The organism is Saezia sanguinis, assembly GCF_963921665.1.
In the GTDB taxonomy this organism is placed as follows: Bacteria; Pseudomonadota; Gammaproteobacteria; order Burkholderiales; family Burkholderiaceae_C; genus Saezia; species Saezia sanguinis.
Map to the genome: position 1 here is coordinate 94,713 of NZ_CAWUGC010000017.1, position 26,822 is coordinate 121,534.

Genomic DNA, 26,822 nt, shown 5'->3' on the forward strand with positions numbered 1-26,822 from the left:
GCATTAAATGGTTATACTGAAAACATGATGACCAGAAATCAGAAAATCGGGTTTGCCATAGGCCTGCTGTTGGCCATCAGCGGCGCGGTATCTATCTATTCGCTTCTTGCTTATTTGGGTGCTCTTTTTGAATCGTTTGGGGCGGAGTTACCCACACTCACAGCAATGCTCATCAGGTTCAAATGGCTGGACATGTGGCTGCCGTGTGTTTTTTGGCTGCTGGCTTTGGCGACATATCGCTGCCGCCATCGAAAAGCATGGATAGTCATGCTAACAGCAACGTATATGATTTCCATCGCATGTATTGCATTTGCCGCCTATGTACAGAATGCGCCGATATACGGCCCTGCTGCTGTATAAGCAACAGCGCTGCCAGCATGACACATCAGCGGGAAACATGTTGTGCCATAAGTGACCAACTAAATGGTTTATGTAATGCCGTTGCTGAAGTGATATCAAGAATACGCCTAGCGACTTGCTGCCCTGCATATCCCCTGGTGTCATCCATTAGCCTACAAGGCTGTGCCCTGACGGGGAATAAACAGGCCAGATATATCGGCACCTTCCAACTCCAGCAGCTTTATTTTCTTGCTGATACCACCGGCGTACCCAGTCAAACTGCCATTTGCTCCTACCACACGATGGCAGGGAATGATAATCGAAATGGGGTTATGCCCCACAGCGCCCCCAACGGCCTGGCTGGACATGCTCACTTTCCCCATTCGTTTGGCCACCTTTTTAGCAATATCGCCATAGGTGGTCAATTTTCCATACGGAATTTCACACAGGATATTCCATACAGCCTTGCGAAACTCCCCACCAACCGGGGCCAAAGGCAACTCAGAGATAGCCGGCGTTTTACCCGCAAAATACCTATCCAGCCAGTTTCTGGCTGCAGTAAAAATAGCCAGGTCAGGTTTTTCTGTAAGCGATTCTGTTACCGTGTCGCCAAAATACTTTTGCCCTTCCATCCATAACCCGACAAGCCGTTCACCATCGCTTGCCAACATGATCACACCAATTGGCGACACATAATGAGTTGAGTAAAACATGTCTTCCTCCGTATATAGGAAATGTTTTATAAAGAATTCCACAAATTGACAGTTGCATAACTTCGCCAGGGTCGCCAGACTTCAGCCAGGGCTTGTATCTCCTTGAGCGTTCGAGGGGCAAGCGCTTTTTTCACGCCATCATCTGTGTATGGGAATGCATCAGGCCACCCGGCAGCCCTCATCACAATGTATTGTGCTGTCCACATGCCAACGCCGGGAATATCCATCAGTTTTTCAACCACTGTTTCAGGCTGGGCACACACATTGAAATCAATGTCTTTGTGAACAAACGCCTGGGCCAGCTCCAAGATAGCGTTTGCACGTTTTGAGGTGATCCCTAACGGGCCCAGATGATTGTCAATTCGGCCACCTAACGCGAGAATACCTTCGGGTGTTGGAAACGTGTGCGTCAGCCCTTGCACTCCTGTTGCCACAGGTGTGCCATAAGCTGCGGCCAGCCTTGCAGCCAGCGTTGTTGCCGCTTTCACGGTCACCTGCTGCCCCAGCACAGCACGCACAGACATCTCAAAGGCATCAAAACTGCCAGGCAGGCGAACACCCCGCACACAAAGGCCTGGCCGAATGCTGTTCATGGAATCAAGCGTTTCGTATACAGCATCCGGATCGCACGCCACATCAAACAAATACCGAACCCGCGCCAAAACATGAAGCAGCACCGGCAGCAAAGCTGAATCAACTGTCACGGCCAGAGTATTGTTCTGCGGACAATGCGCCACCCGTATCCAGCCATGCATATTTTTCTGATCTTTGGACACTAAATGCACCGTGCGCAGATAAGCCCCGTTACTGACAGTTTCTACGCCAGGTACGGCTCGCTTGGCCAGAAAATCCATCATTTGCTGCCACTGGTAAGGGGGCCGGTACCCCAGCGTTAAAGTCACGCTGTTGCTTTGCCTCGCCACACCTCCAGCCTGCCGGCGTAGTGCCGTTGGTGCAAGCCGGTAATGCTTTCGAAAAAGATCATTGAAGCGGCGCAAGCTGCCAAAGCCGGCCGTCATTGCTACATCAAGCACGGAGAGATCCGTGTCGGTGAGCAGATTTTTGGCAAGCAACAGCCTGCATGTTTGCAGATACTGTATGGGCGTGACATTGTATTGTGCTGTAAATACACGGCGTAAATGGCGACCTGTACAGCCAAGACGGCTGGCAAATGTTTCAATGTTGTGCTCACTGCCGCAGTTTTCTTCAAATAACCTGGCTGCCCGATGGGCAAGCGAGGTAGACGCATCCACCCGCGATACGCCAGGAGCCAGCTCTGGCCGGCACAAAAGACATGGGCGAAACCCTGCCTGCTCTGCCGCCGCCGCTGTGCTATAAAAAGTACAGTTCTCGGCTTTCGGTAATCTGGCGCGGCATACAGGCCGGCAGTAAATTCCTGTTGAAGAAACGCCTACAAAAAAACGGCCATCAAATCGCGCATCCTTTGCTTTAAAGGCAGCATACCAGATTGACTTTTCGTTTTTCAGCATGGCTATTCTCTTTCCTCTTGGATACCAATCATAGCACCGCCACCATTTAATTCTGGCTGTTTTCGGACATATATATAAAAAGTCAGATATTTCCCGGGAAAGTGGCTTAACTGAAAAAGTGCAAACCACTTGATATTCTCATCGTCTAAAAGATTGAAACGTGCCGGGGAAAGGCAATACGCCAATGGAGCGGCCAAACGCTAACGCCCCGCCCTACCCTGAGCAGAATATCACCGGCAAACTTCCGGTTGAGGCATGAAAGAAAGCTGTTTTCAGCAGATCAAAGTGAGCCCTTGAATACGCATTCCACGCCAAATCGTTTTGGCTATGCAACGACATACACTTACAGTATGCAGGCTATATTTCTGCCAGAAACTCCTGCAAAAACCATTGAATCTTCTCGTGCCTGGATTGCGCCATCTGCACCCCGGTTTCCGTCTGGAAACCGGATGACAGCTTCAACAATTTGGCATAAAAATGATCAATGGCAAAACGCCGGTCATCCAGCCCCCGATACATTGCGGTGGGGTCTTCCCGGTCGTACAGGGCACTGCCAATTCGTCCTGAAATATAAAAGCAGCGCGCAATGCCGACCATGCCCATGGCATCCAGCCTGTCTGCATCCTGCAAAATCTTCGCTTCCAGCGTTCGCGGCACAATCTTGGCGGAATAGCTGTGCGCCTCAATCGCATGGGCAACATCCTCAATCCGTTCCTGGTCCCAGCCCAACCGGGTCAGTATGCGGGTAGCCTCCTGTGCAGCTAGCGTTGATGCCTGGCTGCGTAAAGGTGAGTTCTTTTCAACGACCACACAGTCATGCAAAATGATCGCAGCCAGCACAATGCCGGCATCGCCACCCTCGGTACGCATGATCGTGCTGGCGTTTTTCCACACCCTTTGAATATGAGAAATACCATGCACGCCATCCACATGCTTAGCCTCAATAATGGGGATAAGCTGTCTGGCAACCTCCTGGAATGGGGAAAACTGCTGATATTGATCTTCGGTCAAAAAAACATCCTCACTACAACAGTGTATCCGGCTGGAACAGCAACGCGTCTGAGCCAATACAAACAGCCTGCATTTTATACACTGCGCCGCATCCATGCCCGCAACAAACCTAAACCGCTACGTAATAGGCTAGGATATGTATTTCGCAGAACTCACGGCCACAGTCTTCTCAAACGCGCGTCACTGCGCTGGAGCATATCTTTGTCAAGCGATCCGCTTTCGTAGGCCTGAATAGCGCAGAACATCATCTCATAATATTTCTCGTAATCATATGAAACCAGCAACAGGTCCACGCCTACGTTCAAAGCGCTGACCGTTGCATAGCAAAAACCATGACTATAGGCTGCACGCATGGTCAGATCATCGGTGATCAAAACACCATCATGCTGCCAGCCGTTACGGACAATGCCTTGAATCACTCCTTTTGAGAAAGATGCCGGATTTTTCTGGTCTACCTGGCTCAATATCACATGCCCCACCATCAGCAGGACATCATTCTGGCGTGCGATTTCTCTGAAAGGCACCCAGTCGCTGCGCTGCTGTTCATCTGCTGCCACATCCAAGCGAGCAGAAAAATGGTGCGTATCACTTGTTACCCTGCCCAGTCCGGGAAAATGTTTGAGTGTGGCTAACACACCCTGGCTTTGCAGACCTTTCACATAAGCACCGGCCACAGCGGTTGTCATGGCAGGATCAGCTGAAATAGCCCGCTGGGAAATCATGCTGTGAAAATCCAGCCAGTTGGATGTATGTTCCAGCTTCAAATCAACCACAGGGCTGAAGTTGACCGAAACCCCCAATGCAGCCAAAGAACGCCCCTGCCTCTCTCCATACGCTTGCGCATTTGCAAGCAGTGCTTCCTGCGTATCACTGCTATCTATGACTGAAGACAATGGCGGCATTCTTTCCAGCGGGGGAGAAAGGTGGGAAACAATACCGCCCTCCTGGTCTGTCGCCACAATCAGGGGACGCAATCCGGCATCAGCTCGTAAACGCTGCAGCGCTGCAATTTCCTGCTGCAATGTCTCAAAACTTTTTCCATCTGTATTGCGACGCGTTACAAATATTCCGCCAATCAGCCCTTTACCGACCAACGGCTGTAGTGCATGTACATCCTCATACCCCACAATAAAGTGCTGGCCTAAACGGTCTGCTACAGCAGCATCAACACGCATCACCGCACTGCGCCTATATTGAAAAGCGCCCTCTCCCCAAAGGGTGAACATCACCACAGCCAACAGCAGTGTCAGGCTTATAACACGTCGAATATGACGGTATTTCAAAAAACAGAAGAGAATCAGAACGCAGGCAATGAGCAGTAAAAACGGTGTTTCATACGGGCGGTATGCAAACAGATAAGGGCTTTTCAGATGTATGGCAGCCACCAGCAAAGCAAACAGAAACAACCAGCCTAATCCATGACATAGTACTTTCAAAATACTTTTTATACGGCTAAAGGTCAAAGAGAAGGTCATGGATTCTGGCAAAACTCATCAGAAAGAAACGAAGTATAGCGTTTCCGGCATAAGCACCGATTTATTTCAATATCGCAATACCCCGTCGAATTGATTATCAGGCACAACCTGAACTGCTGCACAAAACAGGTATGCAATACTTCTTTGGATTGGCTGCGTAATGCAGTTCATTTATCCATGAAAAAAATTCCGTAATACAAATCACTGGAAGAGTCTGAATTGTGGACCAGTCATTGATCTGCTTGAAAAAGTCTTTTGACTTTGACTACCTACTGAGTTCTTTCAAGTTGTTATTTTGTACCCTTGGCATTGTTATACGGTACTTTATACATAGCCAGTCGCTACAGGTTCTGGAAGCATTAGGATAACTTTCACTGAAGGACAACCACTATGAAAGAAAGTTTTTTTAAGCTTATAGCAACCTTAATCATCAGCGCATCAATCGCCTTTTTGACATGGAGTCTTTATTGGACTTTTATTGTTTTTAAATACATTTTTGTTTTTTTAGGCCACTCAAATTGATGTAAAGCCCCACATATAGTTACAGCAGCCATTTATCTTGCTGGTTTTGCAATAGTGATTACTGGTTATTTCGCAATACTTTTAGGAGGATAACGATAGTTTCAAAAAGTAAAAGCCACTGCAAGTGGCTCTGGTGGCGGAGAGAGGGGGATTCGAACCCCCGGTGCGCTTACACGCACTCCTGATTTCGAGTCAGGTACATTCAACCGCTCTGCCATCTCTCCGCAAGGCATTTCTTTTCTGTTTAACCGAATGGGAACCAGTATAACAACCGGGCCCGGATAAAACAGGAAGCTATTTTAGCAAACTTTGCGCGTATGCTTGCAAAACATTTTGCAGCATGCACATTTGGGGCGTGTGAACACGCCCTAATCAATCAGGGTTTAAGCACCTGCACACCTCCCATATAGGGCTGCAATACTTTAGGCACGCTGACGCTGCCATCGGCGTTTTGGTAATTTTCCAGCACGGCAACCAGCGCACGCCCGACCGCTACGCCAGAACCATTGAGTGTATGCACATACTGTGGCTTACCGTTTTCATCGCGGTAACGCGCCTGCATGCGACGAGCCTGGAAGGTTTCACAATTGGAGCACGAGCTAATCTCGCGGTAGGTTTTCTGTGCGGGCACCCAGACCTCCAGGTCATACGTTTTAGCCGCTCCAAACCCCATATCGCCGGTACACAGGGTAATGACCCGGTAGGGCAACTCCAAACGCTGCAGAATATCTTCCGCATGCCAGACCATTTCTTCCAGCGCTGCCCAGGAGTCTTGCGGTTTTTCGATGCGCACCATTTCCACTTTGTCGAACTGGTGCTGGCGAATCATCCCCCGTGTATCGCGCCCGTAAGAACCCGCTTCAGAGCGAAAACACGGGCTGTGCGCAGTCATCCGCAACGGCAGTTGATCTGCATTGAGGATTTGCTCGCGTACTGCATTGGTCAGTGGAATCTCTGCTGTAGAAATCAGGTACTGCTCATCCTGCGGCTCGTCTTCCGTACCACCACGGCTGACCCAGAACATGTCTTCCTTGAACTTGGGCAACTGCCCGGTACCCACCAGTACATCGGCATTAACGATATAGGGCGTGTAACATTCAGTGTACCCGTGCTCACGTGTGTGCACATCAAGCATGAACTGCGCCAGCGCCCGGTGCAGGCTTGCCACCTGCCCTCTCAAAAATGTGAAGCGCGCCCCGGACAACCTGGCCCCCAGGTCAAAGTCCAACCCCAGCGGCCCACCGACATCCACATGGTCTTTGATCTCAAAATCAAATTCACGCGGTGTTCCCCAGCGGCGCATTTCAAGGTTGTCGTTTTCGTCTTTACCGACCGGAACGCTCTCATGCGGCAGATTCGGGACTGACAGCACAATATCCTGTAGCTCTGCCTGAATGTTTTCCAGCCGTGCTGCACCGGTTTTCAGTTCATCGCCAATACCAGCCACCTCTGCCAGCACAGCATCGGCACTCTCCCCTTTGGATTTGAGCGCACCAATCTGTTTGGAAAGCGTATTGCGTTTGGCCTGCAGTTCCTCGGTACGGGTTTGCAGTGTTTTACGCTCCGCCTCCAGTGCCTTGAATTTATCCACATCCAGATAGGGCTGCGGGTTTTTACGTTTTTGCAACTGGGTGACAACAGCATCCAGGTCTTTTCTCAATAAATTAATGTCTAGCATGGTGCAGCTATTCTGAAATGATGATGGGTGTAACAGGGATCAATCAAAGGGTGATTGTCCAGTATGCGCATCATACAGGCAAATCCATGGTCGCAAAGATGACTGGGTTGCTCTTGCTTGCCCCAATGTGGGCGTGTTTTTAACGGTTTCCAGAGCAGTCCACCCTGCCCAGCGCCTTGGAAAACAATATGCATGAAAAAATGGGTTTTTGGGGCACGGCACAAGAGAGCCAGTCTAAAGGTATATGATAGTCTCCCTGTCATTGACGTTTCTGTCATAAATAAGGCATCCCAGCGAGCACATGCCGTTGTTTTTTCGACGCGGCATGCCTACCGTCTGGTGCCCAGAAAATTCCTTTACAGAAGTATGACGCTCCCTTATCAACCGCTCAATCGCCTGCCAGACTGGACTGAAGAGGAAAAGCCATTTGTCCCCGGCTCCCCTTCAACCCCGTCACATCCGCTGCTGGTCCGGATTGCCTATGGCTGTGTAGGGTTATTGGTTGGCATTACCAGCGGGCTGGGCATGTCGCTGCTCAGCATCAACCTGCCCAATATCCAAGGGACCATGAGCCTGACCCCCGCGCAGGGGGCTTATTCGATTGCGGCATACTCTACGGCCAACGCCTGTGCCAATTTGCTGATTTTTAAGTTTCGCCAACAGTTTGGCGTGCGGTTATTCGCGGAAATTGCGCTGTCCATTTACGCTGCGCTGACATTGCTGCATCTGCTGGTCAACGATTTCAACACGGCACTGCTGGTCAGAGGCGCCAGTGGTTTTGCCGGTGCGGCCATGACGGTGCTGGGCTTTTTCTACATGATACAAGCCTTCCCCAAAAAACATCGTGGCAAGGCCCTGGTCATTGGCCTGGGTATTTCGCAACTGGCACTGCCCATTGCCGGCATTATTTCGCCAATGCTGTCCAATTACGGACAGTGGCATGTCCTGTACCGGTTCGAGGCGGGCCTGGCCTTGTGCTCGCTGGCCGCGGTAGTCATATTGAAACTGCCACCCAGCATTCACATCAAAGCGTTTGAATGGCAGGATATTCCAACGATTCTGATGATCATTCCAGGGTTGGCGCTGTTCTTTGCCGTGCTGTCGCAAGGCGTCATTCAATGGTGGGTCGATGCACCATGGATTGCTTACGCATGGTGTGCCAGCATTGTGCTTACTTTTTCAGCGCTATTTTATGAGCATCACCGCACCAACCAGTTGATTTACACGCACTGGATATTTCAGCCATCGACACTGAATTTTGCAATGGGTGCACTGGCATTGCGCTTTTTGCTTTCTGAGCAGAATTACGGCGCCGTGAACATGCTCAAAATGCTGGGAATGGGGCCCGATCAGTTGCAACTGTTTTATGTGGTTGTGTTTTTTGGTGTTCTGATCGGCATCATCAGTTCGGCAATGCTATTCAGCCCCAAAACCATTTTTGTACAGACCGGCATTGCGCTGGTTTTCATCATTACCGGCAGTTTCATGGATACAGGTTCAACCAGCCTGACCCGCCCGCACGACATGTTCATCAGCCAGTTCCTGATTGCAGTGGCATGCGGCATGTTTTTGGGCCCAATGATGCTGCTGGGCATTATGCAGGTATATACAAAAGGCAAACACTACATCATTTCTTTTGCCATTCTGTTTTCTCTCACACAAAATATTGGCGGCATTGGCGGGCAGGCTATCTTTGGCACCATTCAGCAGATTCGCGAGCGCGAATATTCAGCACTGATTACCTCGCACACCAATCTAGCTGATCCGCAGGTAGCCCAGCGCCTGCAGATTCAGGCCGCAGCCTACGCGCCTTACATCACCGACCCGGCGCTGCGCAACGCTTACAGCACCAGCCGCCTGGCTGCGATCGCCAGACAAGAAGCCAATATCCGCGCTTACAATGATATTTTTCTACTGGCCGGCTCAATTGCCGTGATATTTTTGATCTGGTCACTGATCAATCTTTATCTGGCATTCAGAAACGCTAAACAAATCATCAAAATCGCTCGCTTACGCAGGAAGCTGATTATTCATGTCATCAAACAATATAAAAGAAACACCTCCCACAGACGAAACCGGCAAAGAAGAAACAGACCAACAGCTACCGCCAATCACGCTTAAAGAGATTGCCTCCAAGGCTGTTGAAAAAAGTATTCCGGCTGCTGCCGACACACCGCCGAAAATCATCAAACCCAAACGCTCTACCGTGATTTTGATGGCGGGCGTGGCACTGATTGGTATTTTGCTGATTCTGAGCGCCTGGCATTTGTGGCCATTCAGCAGCGCGGTGATGGTGACTGATAACAGTTATGTCCGGGGCCAGATCGTTGTCATTGCACCGCAGGTGAATGGCTATGTGGTTGACATTCCTGTTAAAGATTTTGAACATGTGGAACAGGGCGCCATTCTTGCACAGATTGACGACCGCACCTACCGCGCCCGTGTTGCCGAGGCACAGGCACGGGTAGCCAATGCACAGGCCACACTGGACAATCTGGCACAAACGCTGGCACAGAACAAGGCCGCGCTGTCATCCAGCCAGGCGCAACTGGCCGCTTACCAGGCCGAATACAAAAGGGCTGCACTTGATAAGGAAAGAACAGACCAGTTGGCCACCGGCGGTGCCCTGACCCGCCGGGAACAGGATACGGTGAACGCCACCTACCTGCTGGCACAGGCCAATGTCCTGCGGGGCCAGGCCGGTGTGCAAACCGCGCAGGAAACCATTAAAGCCACAGAAATTTCCCGTGACAGCCTGCAAGCACAGCTTGAGATTGCACAGGCACAACTGCAGCAAGCCAATATCGACCTGGATAACACCACCATCCGTGCCCCCCAATCCGGGCAGGTCAGCGAGGCAACCGTGCGCCAGGGCCAGTATGTCTCAGCCGGTTCGCAGCTTATGTTTTTAATTTCGCAGAAAATTTGGGTGGTAGCCAACTACAAGGAAACACAGACCAGCCACCTGCACATTGGCATGCGGGCCACATTCACAGTAGACGCATTGGATGACCAGAAATTCAGCGGGTACATTGAAGAAATTGCACCCGCAACCGGTTCAGAGTTCAGCATTCTGCGCCCCGATAACGCCACCGGCAATTTCACTAAGGTGGTGCAGCGCCTGCCTATCCGGATTGCCATCGATCCTGATCAGGAGCTCTATCACCGCCTGAGGCCCGGCATGTCGGTTGTCACCTCCATTGATACGTCGCAGCAAGTGCCCGATCAGTAATAACGCCTGCCTGTGCCTGTACAGGCTAACAACGGCCCTTCACTTCAGCCTGTTGCACATGCTGCTGAATCAGCGTATTCACGGTATTCAGAATTTGGACAACTGACAGATCAGCCAGTGTGGCCGTCGCAGAAAAAAGTTGTACCGCCTGCGGATTATTCGGTGCCATCAGATCGTCATTGATCAGGATCTGCCGCGGCCTTTGCCCAGCATCGATATGAGGGGCATCAAAAAAATAATCCTTGAGCAACTGCATCTGCTGATAATAGTGCCGTTTGGCTTTTTCCTTGCCATTGCGGGGTGGGCGTAATGCATGGATATATAACCCGACCGTCGGCTTTTCAAAAGTCGCGGCAATGTGCACAATGGACGTATCCGGTGTGATCACCAGATCAGCACAGCGAACCAGCGGCACCACATCCATGATGCTCGGAGACGAAAACCGGTGTACCTGCGCGGCATATGCTGCTGGCACTTCTATCTGCGCCAGCCGGTCTTCATAGCCAATCAACACCACCTGTGCCTGCGGATAGCGCTGCAAAATCCCTTTGATAATGTCCTGAATCTGCGCTCTGCTGAGGTCACGGGTTTCGTGGCTGGCAAACGGGTTAAAAACAATAACCGGTTCTCCGCTCTGACGCAGCTTCTCAACATATGCCTGCCCTTTTTCGTTGGTTGCCTCATCCACAAACAGGTCGCAAGAAAGGTCTGCGTTCGGAATGCCCAGGTAGTTCAAAAACAAATCCATCACCCGGATGAAATGCGCGTGTACATCATAGAAATTCAGTGACACGTCATAGCAGCCCAGGTGACTGCGGTTCCAGCTCACCAGGTAATTGCAGGGTATATCCTGCGGGAAAATCAGCCAGTCGATATTTTCATTAAATGAAGGGTAGCGCACATCCAGCACCATATCGTAGTGCAGGTCATGAAATGTTTCCTGGATAAATGGCTTGATGTCCTGGTTTCTCACCTGCTGCACATGCAGCCGGTGAATATACGGGTTGTGCCGCACAATCGCCTGGTTGCCCCCGGTCGCCAGTACATCCACCTGATAGCCATGCAGTGCCAGATGCCGGATCAGCGGCGTTGTCAGCACCATATCGCCAATGGCTTCATTTTTAATGACCAGGATGCTTTTAACTTTTAAAAGGTCAATGCTGCTCTGGCGGCTTCGATGCAATTGCTGCACCAATGCCTGGTATGTCGCATCAATCTGCCGCTGAAACTTTTTAAGTTTACGGGCGTACAGGATGTTATAGAAAATGGAATAGAAATAATCAATCATTTGAACAGCCTGCCTGCTAAAGCACATGCTTTTTTCATGTCAGACATTCCAGCGCCAGAAATGGGATTTCAACCGGTATTTCAGACTGGCCAGATCTTTTTGCCGTTCTTTTTGAATCATCGCAAACCCGTCAAACAAAAACGCATGCAGCCCATGCATATTGCTCACCAGCTTGGCGCCCAGCATATCGGCAATCCGGTGCAGTGTTTTGATCGCATAAATGGAAATGTGCCCGTTGCGCGGCGCAATATACCAGTGGTTTTCCCAGCCACCTTTCAATTCTTTTTTGTCCAGCAAATGCGTTGTAAAGTAAATGGCCGCAGGTTTATTCCTGTCCAGCTTGGCCACCATGTCATAAATGGTGGCCATCGGATTGTTCAGATGCTCCATCACCTCCACACACAGCACAATGTCAAATGCCTGGTGGCTTTCAAAAAGAGAACCCTTGCTGGTGTAAGGATCGAAAAACTGCACGCTGACGTATCCGTTCTGTTTCAAAATATCAGCCAACGCTCCATGCCCGCCCCCGTAATCAAGGAAGGATAACTGCTTGTGATCTGCAAAAAACCGGACAAATGACTTGGCTACCCGCTCAGAACGTATCCCTTCATACTCAGGGTCGTACTTGATATAGTTCTCGTTATAAATACGCTCGCCGAAATCTGCAGCGCTCCAATGATCAAAATACGGGGTGAATACAAAAGAACAGTTCGGGCAGCGGTAATAATCAATCAGCCGCTCTTCCACGTCTGTTGCGATCAGGCCATTACATGCTTTTCTGAGGTCGACACGCATCTGGCTCTTTGCAGCACTCCCACAGATCTTGCATCTCATTTATAACCCATCCCGTTTGAAAAATAACCGACTGCTGCATTTTACTCTGGCAACCAGACCTGTACACCTTTTTGCCAAACAACCAGTCAAAAACGCCGCCTTATCTGATGCGCATAACAATACAGCCAGGCAAATCAATTGCCTGGCTGTAAATTCAAAAAACAAAGACAGTCGTAATCGCGAGCGTTATGGTGTACCCATGGTCATCATCACACCCCGGCCGCATGCGCCTGCTGGTCAGCATGGTAGCTTGAGCGCACCAGCGCCCCTACTGCAGCATGGCTGAACCCCATTTCCTTGGCTTTCGCTTCAAACATCTTGAAGGTATCCGGGTGCACATAGCGCCGTACCGGAATATGGTAATTGGAAGGTGCCAGATATTGCCCGATGGTCAGCATCTCGACATTGTGTGCACGCAGGTCACGCATCACATCCAGAATCTCTTCATCGGTTTCACCCAGGCCCACCATCAAACCGCTCTTGGTCGGCACATCGGGCACCATGTCCTTGAATTTTTTCAGCAGGTCCAGGCTGACCTGATAGTCCGCCCCTGGGCGTGCTTCCTTATACAGGCGCGGCACGGTTTCCAGGTTGTGGTTCATCACATCCGGTGGGGCCGATTTCAGGATATCCAATGCTTTATCCAGACGACCGCGGAAATCCGGCGTCAGAATTTCAATCTGGGTGCTGGGTGAATACTCACGGATTTTGGTAATACAGTCCACATAATGCTGGCTGCCGCCATCGCGTAGGTCATCCCGGTCCACACTGGTAATCACCACATAACGCAGCTTCATGGCCGCTACCGTTTTTGCCAGGTGCTCGGGCTCGTTCACATCCAGCGGATCGGGCCGGCCGTGCCCCACATCACAAAACGGGCAACGGCGAGTGCACTTATCACCCATGATCATGAATGTGGCCGTGCCCTTGCCAAAGCATTCGCCAATATTGGGGCAAGAGGCCTCTTCACACACGGTGAAAAGCTGGTTTTCCCGCAGGATTTTTTTCACCTCATAAAAATGAGATGAAGCCGATGCGGCCTTGACACGCAGCCACTCGGGCTTGCGCAATTGCTCGGCCGGCACAATCTTGATCGGAATACGCGCCGTTTTAGCCTGCGATTTCTGCTTGGCCGTTGCATCGTAGTTTTCTGCCGCCTGTGCCTGGTGAACGGTTCTGTCTGGTGTCGTCATACTTAAAGCGCACACGCCAGTTGCTCAGATAACCGGGTGGCTACCTGTTCCCAGCTGTGCTCGTTAATGGGTACCCCCATTGTAAAAAGATCGGTGGTTTTCAGGTTTGCGTAACCGCAAGGATTGATCCACTCAAAAGGCTGCAAGTCCATTTTCACATTAAGCGCAATTCCATGGTAGGTGCAATGACTACTGAGTTTGACCCCCAGCGCAGAAATTTTCGCCAGCCCGGTAAAGTCGGGATTTTTGGGGTCGCCTGCGGGTAATGGCAGCGTATCGGGTTGCCCGGCAACAGCCTGGGTGTGTACATAGACACCAGGTGCGCCAGGCACCAGGAAGCCGCTCACGCCAAAATCCGCCAGTGTGCCAATCACAGCCTGTTCCAGGCGGCGCACATAATCACGGATGAAATAATCGCGCCGGCGCATGTCCAGCAGCACATAAGCCACCACCTGCCCCGGGCCATGGTAAGTCACCTGCCCGCCACGGTTGGTATGTACCACGGGAATGTCATGCGGGGCCAGTACATGCTCCGGCTTGCCCGCCAGGCCCAAGGTATAAACGGGAAAATGCTCGCACAGCCAGATTTCGTCTGGTGTTTCCAGCGTTCTGGCTGCCGTGAAATCGCGCATGGCATCATAAGTCTCCTGGTATGGAGCCGGACGGATTGTCTTCACCCGAAAATCCATGAATTCCCCTGATGCCTGCGCTATCTGCCGCGTTACAACACAACTTTGACCATCGGGTGCGATGTCAGCGCCAGATACAGGCGGTCCAACTGCTCCCGGCTGGTGGCATTGACAATCACTGTCAAGCCCAGATAATTGCCCGCTTTGCTGGGGCGATGCTCCATGCGCTGCGCGTCAAACGCCGGATCGTGCTCGCGCACAAGCTCAGCGATTGTCTGGGCAAAGTCCTGCACATTGGCTCCCATCACCTTGATGGGAAATTCGCTCGGATACGTGATCAGCGACTCGGCTCCCGGTTCCATCCGGATCGGTCTCATACCATTCCCCTTCGTTACATTACAAAGCAGTTATATGCGGACAAATGCTCCAAAAACAAGGGGGTTCCGGCTTATCCTATCAGCGGATCCACAGGCGGAAACCATCCCACATGCGACCAAAAAAGCCCGCTTCACCCACATTTTCCAATGCCACCAGCTTATGGGTGCTGATATGCATCGGGCCGGTCGGCGTTTCAAGCGCAATTTTCAGTTCACCAGCCTCCTGCCCACGGGTAATCGGCGCCATCAGCGGATCGTTATACGTTACGGTTGGTTTCAGACTGGTTGCCATGCCCCGGGGCACTGTCACCACAATAGGCTGCAGGCTACCCAGTTTGACTTCATTGACGCTGCCTTTCCAGACCCGCGGTTTGACAATTTCCGCATTGGCGGCATACACCTGCACATCATCCCAGGCGGCAAAGCCCCAGTTCAGCAGTTTCTGGCTTTCTTCGGTACGAATCTTGTCGCTGTCTGTTCCCAGCACAATCGACAGCAAACGGCGCTTGCTGCTCAGGTTGGGAAAATCCCGCGCGGCGCTGGCCACCAGACAGAATCCGGCTGAGCTGGTGTGCCCGGTTTTCAGGCCATCCACCGACGGATCCAGAAACAGCAGGCGGTTGCGGTTAGGCTGGGTGATCGATTTCACATTCTCTCCCTCAGGAGGGTAAGTGAATTCTTTCATCGAATAATACTGGTACTCTTTCGGGAAATCGGTCATCAGCCGGCTTGCCAGTATTGCCAAGTCACGCGCTGTGGTCATGTGTCCCGGATCCGGCAGGCCTTCCACATTTTTGAACGTGGTATTCCGCATGCCCAGCAAATGTGCCTGCTGGTTCATCATGCTGACAAAATTTTCAACCGAACCGCCAACCCCTTCAGCCAGAACAACTGTGGCATCATTACCGGACTGCACAATCATGCCTTTGATCAGGTCTTCCACCTTGACCTGCGCATTTTGCTCCACAAACATGCGCGAGCCTTCCATGTTGCGCGCCCGTGCAGAAACCGGCAGGGTCTGCTCCAGCGTCAAGCGGTTGGTGCGCAATGCATCAAATACCAGATAGGCGGCCATCAGCTTGGTCAGCGAGGCCGGCTCTACCAGCATATCGGCATTGTTTTCAGCCAGAATCTGGCCGGAATTGACATCCATCAGCAGATAGGATTTAGCGGCAATGGCAGGCGGCTGGGGCAGCGCCGGATTTACCGGTACTGTAGAAGAGGCTGTTGCCGTTGCCTCTGCCGCTGGCTGCTGCGCCCATGCTGTTGCTGAAAACCCCGCCCACGCCATTGTGCAGGCCAAAACCCAAGAACCCAAACGTTTCATTCCAATCTGCCTAAATAATAAAAATTGAATCCACTATTGCTGCGTATATGTGGTCTTGCCATGATGCGTCCAGCGCAACTTTTGTTAGACGGCATTCAGGCCTGCCAGTTCCGCAAAACAATATTTTTTAACAAGGGAAGCTGGCCATGAAAATAATGCCCCACACCGGGCACCACGACCACCGGCATATGCTGTGGCCTGGCCCAGTCCATGACAGCAGACAAAGGCACCACCTCGTCCTGCTCGCCATGAATCACCAATGTATCAGGCGGAACTTCAGCCACCTGAAACCGCGATGCGGCAACCCCGACCATCACCAGCCGCTCGGCTGGCTGCCCAGCCTGCGCCTGCATTTCGGCAACACGTGCAGCCACATAGCTGCCAAAGGAAAAACCGGCCAGTATCAGCGGCTTGTCCTGCACCTGCGGCAGTGCGCGTGCGTATTCCACCACCTTCAGCATATCGTCGACTTCGCCCACACCGTCATTCCATTCACCAGCAGATGCGCCTACGCCGCGAAAATTAAACCGCAGAGTCACATAACCCAGTTGCAAAAATGCGCGCGCCAGCGTTTGCACCACTTTGTTATCCATGGTGCCGCCATACAAAGGATGCGGATGCCCGATCACCGCCACACCGCGGGGCGTTTGCCATTCTGCCGGTGCCGGCTCGTCGCAGGCAGCCTCCAGAACACCAGCGGGGCCTTCAAGGGAAAAAAATTGTGTATTGGCACTGATAGGAACAGCCATGGCCTCAGTCACTCGATTGCTTCAACATCATCATATTTACCGTCTTTGCCCGTGAAACCAACTTAACTATGGCAGGTAATTTGATGTTTTACCATTGTTTTTACTCAATCTTTGATTGTAACTTGTACCCTGCTGCGTGTAGCCTGATGATGCTGAAACCACTCTATTTAGGCAGGTTTAACATGCACATTGGGCTGCCTTGCCGCTTTTTGACTGTGCTGATCAAACGGTACTGCCGTCGTCTGCATGCTGAATCAGATCGGGCATAACCTGTTTGACTTCTGCTGCGGCCCGGCCATCGGCAAACTGTGCCTGTATTTGCTGCCCCGGCTGTAACTGCGTAACAGAGTTATAGACCCGGCCATTGGCGTCGCTGATCCAGGCATAACCTCGCGATAACACCTGTGACGGATTCATCGCATTTAAACGCACACTCAAATGCTGCAGGCGTTGCTGCCTGGCGTCCAGCCCCTGCAAGGCAGAAGCACTGAGCCGGCTGGCCTGCGCCTGCATCTGATGCTGTTTTGACTGCAACTGCTGCTGCAAAGCATCCCGGCCACGCCACGCCAGTTGCTCCAGGCGCTGATGCGCATTGCGCATCAAACGCACAGGCTCCTGCTGCTGCCAGCGCATGGACAATTGATCCAGCCGGGACTGGTTTTGCTGCAGCACCTGTTTGGCATACAGCGGCAACAGGCGCTCCTGCTCCAGTACCTGCTGGCTGCTGCTGGTCAGTTGTTGCCTGAACGCCTGCTGACACCGCAATGCAGCTTGTTCCAGGCGGTTTTTCTGTGTATGCAACAATACGGCAGGCTGTTTCAAAGACAGTGCCGCATGATCAATCCGTTGCCCAAGCTGGTCCAGGTAAACACGCACTTGCCGCTGCATGTCCTGTGCATGCTGAAATACCGTTTTCAGTAAATCTGCACGCATGGGTGCTGCCAGCTCTGCCGCAGCGGTGGGTGTAGGCGCACGCAAATCAGCCGCAAAATCAGTCAATGTAAAATCTGTTTCATGCCCGACACCGGAAATAACGGGAATGCTGCTTGCCGCCACCGCACGTACTACAGCCTCTTCATTAAAACTCCACAAATCCTCCAAAGAGCCGCCCCCCCGGCATACCAGTAACGTATCGGCCTCATGCCGCTGGTTTGCTTTGTGAATGGCACTGACCAGCTCTGCCGCTGCCTGCGTTCCCTGTACAGATGCCGGATAAATCACCACGCGCACATGAGGCGCACGCCGGCGCAAGGCGGTCAATACGTCATGCAATGCAGCCGCCTGTAAAGAGCTGACCACACCCAGCACCTGCGGATAGCGCGGAACTGCACGTTTACGCGCCGTGTCAAAAAGCCCCTCATTGCCCAGCTTGGTTTTCAACTGCTGAAACTGCTCCAGCAGGCGCCCTTGCCCGACCGGGCGCATCACCTCAACGATCAGTTGCAACTCGCCACGCTGTTCATACAGAGCAAGACGGCCTTGCAACTCCACCTCATCGCCGTTGGCCGGGTTAAAAGAAAGCATACCGGCTGCGCGCTGGAACATCGCACAGCGAATCTGGCTGGTTTCATCTTTGAGTGTAAAGTAGCAATGGCCACTGGCAGCGCGGGTAAAGCTGGAGATCTCCCCCCTGACATTCAAAACGGCAAAACGCGCTTTAAGCGCATCGCTGACCGCGCGCACCAGGGCCGAAACCGTCCAACTCATTGATGCGATATCTCTCATATGCAGGTCAGTCCCATTTGGGTTGCCATGTCCGGCTCATTGCAACTGCTCGCTGGCAGGCGGTAGCGGATCATCTGAAGCCAGCAAGCGCTGCGCATCAATCGGGTCAAACTGGTATCTGGCACCACAGAAGTCACAGTCCACTTCCACCTGCCCCTGTTCGCTCAGAATGCTTTCAACCTCATCACGCCCAAGCCCGCGCAACATCTGCGCGACCCGCTCATAAGAGCAGGTACAGTGAAAATAAGGCTGCTGTTTATCAAACAGCCGCAACTCCTCCTGCCAGAATAAACGGTGTAACACCTCATTCACATCCAGCGTCAGCAGCTCCTCACGTTTCAGGCTGGCTGCCAGCATTGCAATACGGTTGAAGTGCTCATCCATGGCGTCGCGTTCTGCCACGCCCAAATTGTTTTCACCTTCAACAGGCAGGCGTTGTACCAGCAAACCAGCTGCACACTGCTCATTGGCAGCCAGAATCACGCGTGTGGGCAACTGCTCTGACTGCTGCATGTACGCTTCGATCACCTGGCTGAGATGGATGAAAGGCTTTCCACTTGCATCTGCCAGCGGCACAATGCCCTGATACGGCTGCTGCCCGGGCAACTTGTCCTGCGGATCCAGCGTGATCGCGCACCGCCCTTGCCCATTCACGTTGCTGAGAGCATCCAGTCCGCCCAGCACCGGCACATCACCCGAAATTTTGGCAGTTGCCCGCAGGCCCATATCAGACTGCACCTCTGCCACCGCCAGTTTTAAAGGCCCGTCGCCCATGATCTGCAAAACCAGCGCGCCATTGAACTTGATGGTGCTGTGCAGCAAAGCAGCAGCAGCAGCCATCTCCCCCACCAATTCACAAACTGCCGGCAAAAAAGCCGTGGTTCCGCCGTGCGCCGTTTGCACGGTCGGGCCCGCATGGCTTTGCTGATGCCGTGCCAGTATTTCCTGCCAAGCATCGGTCAATTGCACAACAGCCCCGCGCACCGGCAGCCCTTCAAACAAAAACTTCTGCAACTCAGACATGGACTTCCTTCAGCTCACGCATATACATCTGCGCCTTTTCCTTATACCCTCTGACACTCTCTTGAATCAATGCCCGATCAGCCTCAGTCAACTCACGAACCACCCTGGCCGGACGCCCCATCACCAGCACACCGTCTGGAAACACTTTGCCCTCGGTCACCAGCGAACCGGCTCCGACCAATGAATCACGGCCAATACGGGCACCGCTCAGCAGAACCGATTGCATGCCGATCAAAGAACCTTGCCCAACCTGACAACTGTGCAGCATCACCTGATGCCCTACCGTGACATTGGCCTCGATGATGACCGGCGTCCCCTTGTCGTTATGTACAACACACCCATCCTGGATGTTGCTGTTCTCCCCGATATGCACCAGATCATTGTCCGCGCGTATCACGGTACCAAACCAGACGCTGGCATAAGCATCTATCTGTGCCTGCCCGATGATCTGCACGCCTGGCGCGATCCAGGCGGTCGCGTCAATCTGAGGTACTTTTTCTCCAAGTCGATAAATAGGCATGTTGCTCCACTCTCTTGCATTATCAAATGTCGCCAGACGGGTTATCACTACAGTTGCATACGCTCATCACATACAGCACCCCCATCTGCGCACCTGTATTTTATGTGACACATGCAAAAAACATCACCGCACTTTCACACAGCATGAAAGAAAAAGGGGCAAACGAATGCCCCTGATGTAAACGGCTACAAGCATTTCACTCTGCCAGGAATTCCTTCACCAGCGGCGCCAGACGGGCCACAATGTCATCGGCATCCTGCTGTGTGAGAATCAATGCCGGCACAATACGGATCACCCGGTCAGCCGTGACGCTGATCAGCAAACGCTGCTCCAGCGCCGCGCGCTTGAGCAGAACGCCACACGGTTTTTCCAGTTCCACACCAATCATCAGCCCCTGACCGCGCACCTCAACCACACCCGCCACGCCTTCAAAAGCCTGCTTCAGCGCATTTTGCAGATAAGCCCCTACCGTCAGCGCATTAGCCAGCAGACGGGACTCTTCCATCACCTTGATCGTTTCCAGCGCCGCACGCATTGCCAGCGGGTTACCGCCAAACGTCGTGCCATGATTGCCGGGCTGAAAAATATCGGCCACTTTCGGCCCGCAGATCATCGCGCCAACCGGAACGCCGGACGCCAGCCCCTTTGCCAGCGTCATCACATCCGGATACACGCCTTCGGCCCACTGCCAGGCAAACCATTTGCCGGTACGGCCAAACCCGCACTGAATTTCATCCACCATCATCAGCAGGTTGTACTTGTCGCACAGCTTACGCACCCCCTGCAAAAAGACCGGGTCACACGGGTGAACACCACCTTCGCCCTGAATCACTTCCTGGAATATGGCGACTACATCGCGGTTTTCTTTGATAATGGTTTCCAGCGCCTGCAGGTCATTCAGCGGAGCGCGGATAAATCCCTGCACCAAAGGCCCGAACCCATCTCTGACCTTGGCATTTGCGGTTGCAGTCATCGTGGCCATTGAACGACCATGAAATGCATGGTCAAACACAATGATGGCGGGTGCTTCAATCCCCTTGTTGACGCCAAATTTGCGTGCCACCTTAATGGCCGCCTCATTGGCCTCCAGCCCGGAGTTACAGAAAAACACATCCGTCATTCCTGAATGCCATACCAGTTGCTTGGCAACCTCTTCCTGCAGTGGCACTTCATAATAATTGCAGCAATGAATCAATTTGCCGGCCTGGTCGCTGATGGCCCGCACCAGCCGCGGGTGTGCATGCCCCAGCGTACTCACGGCAATACCGGCCAGCGCATCCAGGTATTCATTGCCCTGGACGTCCCAGACGCGCACCCCCTCACCTCGCTCCAGCGCTATGGGCAAGCGTCCATAGGTATTCATCACATGCGGCATGGATGATGGCGAGGTTGTATTTGAGGCCATGGTAATCAGATCCTTTCACAAAATAAAAATATGGGGAGAGTCTGTTTTGTTTTTTGTTTCAGACACTCATTTTAGCGCGACCAGACAACAAAATCCGCATTAACTTCGAAACCGCACAACACCGGTAAAAACCATTCTCATTTCGGCTCAAACCGGAAAAGCCCACCAAACCATGGAGTCTTATATAAGACCCTGCCCTTTCCTGTGCAGAATAGCTATCATATACGCATATTTTCATATGCCGCAACTGCAATGCGCCAACAGGATACCAAGCAGGTCGGCAGCATATGTACCGACTTTATGGCAACAACAAAATCTACTCACACATTTATACAGGGTATTACCAGTTCAGGCCGAAAATTCAGGCCCAGTGATTGGGCCGAGCGCCTCGCTGGTGTCATGAGCCAGTTTCGCCCAGGTGTATGCAAAATGCAGCGCAGCACATTTCTGACCTATTCTCCCTGGTGTGTGCCTACGCTGGTCGGTGATATCAAATGCGTTGCCGTCAATCACGAACTGCAAAAAGCCAATCCACAGGCCTGGTCATTTGTCATGAGCTTTGCCAGCGATAACGATTTGCAGGTCAGTGAAGCCTGCCTGGTTCCAGACGACGAGCAGACCCCTTAACGCGTTTTAACGCTCGCCATATTCAATTGGCAAGCTGACAGCCACACACCCGTACAAATCACGCTAGGCTACAGGCATGAAAAAACCGCCTGAAAACAGGCGGTTTCTCTTCACCAGCAGCGCACCGCTGCAAACCATATTTATATTTAGGCAGCGTCCTTCAAAGCCAGAGCCTTGATTGCTGCGGCCAGACGGCTTTTATCGCGTGCTGCTTTGTTTTTGTGAAATACCCGCTTATCCGCCACAGAGTCGATAACGCTTTGTGCATGCTGGAACAAGCCCGCGGCACGTTCTTTATCACCTGCACTCACAGCTTTGCGAACGTTTTTAATCACGGTACGGTATTTGGAACGCAATGCGCTGTTGGCTGCATTGAGTTTGGTATTTTGACGTGCCCGTTTGCGGCCAGATGCCAGACGGACGGTTTTCTTTTTAACTGTTGCCATTGTATTTAATCCTGGTGTATTAAAGTTTGCTGATGTTACTGGTGAACCGTGTATTATACCTTAAACAGGCATATAGCTCCAGCCCTTTAACTTGCAACCGGAAAAAAGCTGTTGATTTTCGGCAGACCGTTCCTGCCTTAACGTGGCGCAGCAGCCTGTCCTTTGCGGTGAAAATAGATCTGCTCGGCAAAACGCCGGAACAGCGAAGTCGACAACAATTGGTTAAACAGCCAGTCAGACTGCCAGCGGTCATAACCCCAGCGCAAAAAGCGTTTGCTTCGATAGCCCGGGTATTGCCTGACCAGCCAGTCGGCCGGATCTTCCGCTTTGCCGTGCAGATAATCCGCCACGGCCACACCGGCTTTCTCGCCATACACCAGCGCCGTGCGAATACCACCTGCTGTGACAGGAGACACCGTTCCGGCCGCATCGCCTATCAGCATGGCACCAGGGCAGCCGATATGGCGCAGCGTACCGCCACACGGAATCATTCCGGCACGCACCGCCATACATTCAGATTGAATCCTGACCACAGGAGAGATTTTTTCTAAAAACTGCTCAAAATGCAGCGCCCCGGCCCTATGCATACCGTGCCGCTGCGATGGCAGACGCTTTGCCAGCCCGATCTGGGAATAACCTTGTGTGGCCAAAGCCCAGCCGATGTAGCCGGTCGCCAGTTGATGGTCAATAAAACAATGCAAAAAACCAGGGTCAAGTTCTGCCATGGCGTATTCACGCTCCATGCCAAACAGAAACTCTGTATTTTTAGATAACCCCAGCGCACGTGCCACGCGCGATGTCGGGCCATCGGCACCGATCAGGTAACGCGCCTCGATCTCCATATGCGGTGCCGTCAGGGCCCCTGCACTTTGCATCACCGGAACCCGCCAACCGCCTTCGACAGTCCGCTGGGCCGTTTCAAACAGTGTCGATGTCAGAATCTGCACGCCCAAAGACCGAACCTCCTGGGTCATCCAGTTGAGCAAACCCGGCGTTTCAGTCGCCCAGAAAAAATAGCCGGGCGCCTGCAGATCAAGCATCCGCATATTTGGGGCATACAATCGCACGCCTTCAATCTGTCTGATCAAATGCTGCGGCACCTCCTGCAGCCAGCGCACCTGATCCACAACCTCTTTCACCAGAATACCTGTGGTGTGTAGCTTGTCGCCCGCCTGCGCCTTTTTTTCCAGCACAGTCACAGACAGCCCCGCCAGGGCCGCCTGACGCGCACACGCCAACCCCGAGAAACTAGCGCCTACAATCAATAAATCCGTTTTCATCAGGTACGATCAGTTATTTTTAACATAAACCCATCACAGGAATATGCATTGTCATGTTTTAGCTGTTTGAGTGCCTGTGTGCTGAAAAGTTTAACCACAGCTTTATCAGTTAATGCCTCTTTCTGCTCAAACAACAGCAGACATCGCCAAAATTCAGCCAGCCTTTCTGAATCTCACTGGTTTGCCTGAGTACATTTCCATTTTATTCACGCGGATGCGCAACCCGTCTAGAATCCACTTCATGAACTTATGGCGCGCAGTATCTTCTGTCTCTTTACTTACGCTGGCCTCCCGGCTGACCGGATTGGTACGTGAACTGCTGATTGCTGCGGGCTTTGGTGCCAGCGCCCTGACAGACGCCTTTAATGTTGCATTTCGTATCCCCAACCTGTTGCGGCGCCTGTTTGCCGAAGGCGCTTTTTCACAGGCGTTTGTTCCTATTCTGGCCGGCAGCCGCTCTCAGGAACAACCGGAGCAAACCCGCCAGTTGATTAACTCTGTGGGCAGTGTTCTGGCGTTTATATTGCTGATCACCTGCATCATTGGCATTCTCGCTGCTCCTGCATTTGTCTATCTGCTGGCCAGCGGCCTGAAGAACGGCCCCGGGTTTGACGCCGCCGTGGTCATGACACGCTGGATGTTTCCCTACATTGGCTTTATGTCGCTGGTTGCCTTGGGTGCCGGCATTCTCAACACCTGGGGTAAATTTGCCATTGCGGCAGCAGCGCCCATCATGCTCAACATCTCCATGATTACCGCTGCGTCACTGATCTATTTCGGCGCCGGAGACTGGATGCGCGCTCACGGCTGGGAGCCTGTTTATATGCTGGCCTTTGGTGTTCTGTTGGGCGGCATACTGCAACTGGGCATTATTGCAATCGGTTTAAAACGCATTCAGATGCTGCCACGCATCCATTTATCCTGGTCAGCCCTTAAAGAGGCGTTTGCTTTTCCCGGGACACAGCGCGTTCTTAAACAAATGGCACCCGCCATTTTGGGCGTATCTGTCGCACAACTTTCTTTACTGATCAACACCCAGATTGCATCGTACCTGCAAGCAGGCAGTGTGAGCTGGCTGTCCTACGCTGACCGGCTGATGGAATTTCCCACTGCCATTTTAGGCGTGGCATTGGGCGTTGTACTGCTGCCGCAGCTTTCCGCATCCCTGGCCAGCCAGCAGAAAGAACAATACAGCAACCTGCTGGACTGGGGGCTGCGGTTGGTATTTGTGCTGGGCCTGCCCTGCGCCGTCGGACTCTTGTGCTTCTCTGAACCACTGGTTGCCATGCTCTACCATTATGGCCAGTTTTCATATGGTGATGTGCAGCAGACACGTCTGGCACTCATGGGTTATGGCATTGGCCTATTGGGGCTGGTTGCCATCAAGGTATTGGCTCCCGGGTTTTATGCGCAGCAGGATATTCGCACACCGGTGCGCATTGCCATTGTTGTGCTGATTTTCACCCAGATCATGAACCTGGCTTTTGTCCCACTGTTCAATTATGCTGGCAATGCCGGACACGCCGGACTGGCCCTGTCTATCGGGCTTGGTGCCATGATCAATGCATTCTGGCTGCTGCGTGGGTTGAAAAAACGTGGCAGCTACATCCCCTGTTCCGGCTGGCTTCGTCTGACATTTCAGGTTATTTTCAGTTGCATGCTGTTAGCGGCCTTCCTGCTGGCCGGCAGCCATTATTTTCAGTGGGAGCAATTGCACGCTACCCCCTGGAAACGGATTGGCCTGATTTTGCTGCTGGTCAGCACAGCCATTGCCCTTTATTTTGGCACACTCAGGTTATCAGGCTGCCAGTTGAAAACATTGCTCAAACCCAGACAAAGCCATTCATCCCCTCCACCAACCACGGTGTAAATATACACCGCCCACCGCCATTCACCGGCGCCGATAACCGCCCCCGTGAACTGTCATTAAAATATCATCGCTGTTAGCGATAATTGACATAACGCACTTCCAAACAAGCTTCAAGGGGGAACCATGATCAACCAAGAAAAAGAACTGGCGGCATTGCTGGCAGATACGCCACTTTCAGGACGAGAGATCATCACACTGCCTATTCTGGACAGCCAAGAAACCGCACTGGCGGTGCAAATCATGCCTCATGAAGTTGAAACGGCGTGGCGCATTGGCAGAAACCTGCTGCCCAAGACCGGGCGCTGGCCGCTGGCGACCATGTTTGGTCCCAGTTGGGGCACCCCTCCCTGGCGTGAAGCCATTGTTGATGAAGACCTGTTTTCACGCTTTTATTACGAAGAAGAGCCTGATCCTGTCGATATCTCACCGCAAGGGCTGTGCCGCCGCGCAGACCATGCAGATTACGCCAAGGCATTCGAGCAGGTTTTGCACGCCCGTGCTGAATATGACCTGCTATCAGAACGCCTGGAATACACTATAGAATCCTGCCAGTCCCGCCTGGGCCACGCACCACAGCCAGAGGAAATTGCCGCCGCCAAAGCCTCCGGCAAATTCCAGCATTACTACGGACTAGAACACTGGATAGCGCAGTGGGAAACGGCACACGGCTACCAAACTAATCTGGAAGAAAGCCGTCCGGAATGTTTTACGCCTGAAAACTTTACCGCTTTGCTTTTTCTTCCCACCACGCAAGGCTGGGACGCGCTGGCATACCTGAACTGGTATGGCACCTCTGATATTGGCAGTGCCTATTACATTGCACTGGGACGGTCATGGCAGCAGCGCTTCGGTGCCGAGCTGGTTGCACATTACGGCACCATGTTGCAGTGTGAGATCAGCCGCCCACCTCAGACATTTGAAGAGGCCTGGCCGTTGGCTTGCGAACATGATCTGGCCGGTGACTGCACTCTGGCATTACCCGGCATCCTGCTGCGCGACTACGCGCATGGATTGGTTGGCTGGGACCGCTGGTTTCTGCATGAACGCCCCTAAATAACAACGTGTGCAG

General features: G+C 52.5%; 24 protein-coding genes and 1 tRNA gene. 6 read left to right on the forward strand and 19 right to left on the reverse strand.

Features of this window, described 5'->3' with window-relative positions; translation table 11 throughout:
* The first annotated feature begins 24 nt into the window (after positions 1-24).
* Positions 25-360, forward strand: coding sequence for a hypothetical protein (locus AACY98_RS12130; RefSeq protein ID WP_339805362.1), 336 nt, complete (start codon positions 25-27; stop codon positions 358-360).
* A gap of 152 nt (positions 361-512) precedes the next feature.
* On the opposite strand, the gene AACY98_RS12135 is transcribed toward AACY98_RS12130, so the two are convergent.
* The 6 genes from AACY98_RS12135 to serS form a co-directional block, all read right to left on the reverse strand.
* Positions 513-1,052 (reverse strand): methylated-DNA--[protein]-cysteine S-methyltransferase, encoded by a 540-nt coding sequence (locus tag AACY98_RS12135; protein WP_339805364.1) that lies wholly within the window; start codon positions 1,050-1,052, stop codon positions 513-515.
* Positions 1,053-1,078: 26 nt separating this feature from the next.
* Entirely contained in the window at positions 1,079-2,542 is a 1,464-nt protein-coding gene (locus AACY98_RS12140; RefSeq protein ID WP_339805366.1) for a DNA-3-methyladenine glycosylase 2 family protein, read from the reverse strand.
* Positions 2,543-2,899: 357 nt separating this feature from the next.
* Positions 2,900-3,553: an HD domain-containing protein gene (locus AACY98_RS12145; protein WP_339805368.1), complete on the reverse strand. Its 654-nt coding sequence runs from the start codon at positions 3,551-3,553 to the stop codon at positions 2,900-2,902.
* A gap of 152 nt (positions 3,554-3,705) precedes the next feature.
* Positions 3,706-4,989: a glycoside hydrolase family 3 N-terminal domain-containing protein gene (locus AACY98_RS12150; RefSeq protein ID WP_339805370.1), complete on the reverse strand. Its 1,284-nt coding sequence runs from the start codon at positions 4,987-4,989 to the stop codon at positions 3,706-3,708.
* A gap of 695 nt (positions 4,990-5,684) precedes the next feature.
* Positions 5,685-5,774, reverse strand: a tRNA-Ser gene (locus AACY98_RS12155).
* A gap of 152 nt (positions 5,775-5,926) precedes the next feature.
* Positions 5,927-7,228 carry a serine--tRNA ligase gene (serS, locus tag AACY98_RS12160; protein WP_339805372.1) on the reverse strand — a complete coding sequence of 434 codons (1,302 nt, stop codon included), beginning with the start codon at positions 7,226-7,228 and terminating at the stop codon, positions 5,927-5,929.
* 366 nt (positions 7,229-7,594) lie between these two features.
* On the opposite strand from serS, the gene AACY98_RS12165 reads away from it, so the two are divergent.
* Both AACY98_RS12165 and AACY98_RS12170 read left to right on the forward strand, forming a co-directional pair.
* Positions 7,595-9,349 (forward strand): MFS transporter, encoded by a 1,755-nt coding sequence (locus AACY98_RS12165; protein WP_339805374.1) that lies wholly within the window; start codon positions 7,595-7,597, stop codon positions 9,347-9,349.
* Complete coding sequence (locus tag AACY98_RS12170; protein ID WP_339805376.1) at positions 9,261-10,460, forward strand: HlyD family secretion protein; 1,200 nt, start codon at positions 9,261-9,263, stop codon at positions 10,458-10,460. Before AACY98_RS12165 ends, AACY98_RS12170 begins: the two co-directional genes overlap by 89 nt.
* A 25-nt stretch (positions 10,461-10,485) precedes the next feature.
* Here AACY98_RS12170 and AACY98_RS12175 read toward each other — a convergent pair whose 3' ends face one another.
* The 11 genes from AACY98_RS12175 to AACY98_RS12225 all read right to left on the reverse strand — a co-directional run bounded on the left by AACY98_RS12175 (position 10,486) and on the right by AACY98_RS12225 (position 21,530).
* Complete coding sequence (locus AACY98_RS12175) at positions 10,486-11,748, reverse strand: glycosyltransferase family 9 protein (RefSeq protein ID WP_339805378.1); 1,263 nt, start codon at positions 11,746-11,748, stop codon at positions 10,486-10,488.
* A gap of 39 nt (positions 11,749-11,787) precedes the next feature.
* Positions 11,788-12,582, reverse strand: a complete 795-nt coding sequence (locus AACY98_RS12180; RefSeq protein ID WP_339805380.1) for a class I SAM-dependent methyltransferase — start codon at positions 12,580-12,582, stop codon at positions 11,788-11,790.
* A 209-nt stretch (positions 12,583-12,791) separates the two neighbouring features.
* Positions 12,792-13,775 carry a lipoyl synthase gene (gene lipA / locus AACY98_RS12185; RefSeq protein WP_126979125.1) on the reverse strand — a complete coding sequence of 328 codons (984 nt, stop codon included), beginning with the start codon at positions 13,773-13,775 and terminating at the stop codon, positions 12,792-12,794.
* A 2-nt stretch (positions 13,776-13,777) separates the two neighbouring features.
* Entirely contained in the window at positions 13,778-14,464 is a 687-nt protein-coding gene (lipB, locus tag AACY98_RS12190) for a lipoyl(octanoyl) transferase LipB (protein WP_339805383.1), read from the reverse strand.
* A 32-nt stretch (positions 14,465-14,496) separates the two neighbouring features.
* Positions 14,497-14,781, reverse strand: a complete 285-nt coding sequence (locus AACY98_RS12195; RefSeq protein WP_126979121.1) for a DUF493 family protein — start codon at positions 14,779-14,781, stop codon at positions 14,497-14,499.
* Positions 14,782-14,860: 79 nt separating this feature from the next.
* On the reverse strand, positions 14,861-16,072 hold the full coding sequence (locus AACY98_RS12200) for a D-alanyl-D-alanine carboxypeptidase family protein (protein WP_423817570.1): 1,212 nt from the start codon (positions 16,070-16,072) through the stop codon (positions 14,861-14,863).
* A 131-nt stretch (positions 16,073-16,203) separates the two neighbouring features.
* Positions 16,204-16,845, reverse strand: a complete 642-nt coding sequence (locus tag AACY98_RS12205) for an alpha/beta hydrolase (protein ID WP_339805548.1) — start codon at positions 16,843-16,845, stop codon at positions 16,204-16,206.
* A gap of 234 nt (positions 16,846-17,079) precedes the next feature.
* A complete protein-coding gene (gene xseA / locus AACY98_RS12210) occupies positions 17,080-18,564 on the reverse strand; it encodes an exodeoxyribonuclease VII large subunit (RefSeq protein ID WP_339805387.1) in 1,485 nt (494 codons plus the stop codon).
* Between the two features lie 54 nt (positions 18,565-18,618).
* The gene (locus AACY98_RS12215) at positions 18,619-19,605 is read right to left on the reverse strand and encodes an Hsp33 family molecular chaperone HslO (RefSeq protein ID WP_339805389.1); all 987 of its coding nucleotides are present in this window, start codon (positions 19,603-19,605) and stop codon (positions 18,619-18,621) included.
* Positions 19,598-20,125 (reverse strand): gamma carbonic anhydrase family protein, encoded by a 528-nt coding sequence (locus AACY98_RS12220; RefSeq protein WP_339805391.1) that lies wholly within the window; start codon positions 20,123-20,125, stop codon positions 19,598-19,600. Before AACY98_RS12220 ends, AACY98_RS12215 begins: the two co-directional genes overlap by 8 nt.
* Before the next feature lie 196 nt (positions 20,126-20,321).
* Positions 20,322-21,530: an aspartate aminotransferase family protein gene (locus AACY98_RS12225; protein WP_339805393.1), complete on the reverse strand. Its 1,209-nt coding sequence runs from the start codon at positions 21,528-21,530 to the stop codon at positions 20,322-20,324.
* 300 nt (positions 21,531-21,830) lie between these two features.
* Between AACY98_RS12225 and AACY98_RS12230 the strand changes: the two genes are divergently transcribed.
* On the forward strand, positions 21,831-22,157 hold the full coding sequence (locus AACY98_RS12230) for a DUF3579 domain-containing protein (protein ID WP_339805395.1): 327 nt from the start codon (positions 21,831-21,833) through the stop codon (positions 22,155-22,157).
* A gap of 146 nt (positions 22,158-22,303) precedes the next feature.
* On the opposite strand, the gene rpsT is transcribed toward AACY98_RS12230, so the two are convergent.
* Entirely contained in the window at positions 22,304-22,603 is a 300-nt protein-coding gene (rpsT, locus tag AACY98_RS12235) for a 30S ribosomal protein S20 (RefSeq protein WP_126979109.1), read from the reverse strand.
* 137 nt (positions 22,604-22,740) lie between these two features.
* Positions 22,741-23,883, reverse strand: a complete 1,143-nt coding sequence (locus tag AACY98_RS12240; protein WP_339805398.1) for an NAD(P)/FAD-dependent oxidoreductase — start codon at positions 23,881-23,883, stop codon at positions 22,741-22,743.
* A 241-nt stretch (positions 23,884-24,124) separates the two neighbouring features.
* On the opposite strand from AACY98_RS12240, the gene murJ reads away from it, so the two are divergent.
* Both murJ and AACY98_RS12250 read left to right on the forward strand, forming a co-directional pair.
* Positions 24,125-25,753 carry a murein biosynthesis integral membrane protein MurJ gene (gene murJ, locus AACY98_RS12245; protein ID WP_339805400.1) on the forward strand — a complete coding sequence of 543 codons (1,629 nt, stop codon included), beginning with the start codon at positions 24,125-24,127 and terminating at the stop codon, positions 25,751-25,753.
* 123 nt (positions 25,754-25,876) lie between these two features.
* A complete protein-coding gene (locus tag AACY98_RS12250) occupies positions 25,877-26,806 on the forward strand; it encodes a DUF4253 domain-containing protein (protein ID WP_339805402.1) in 930 nt (309 codons plus the stop codon).
* The last annotated feature ends 16 nt before the right edge of the window (positions 26,807-26,822 follow it).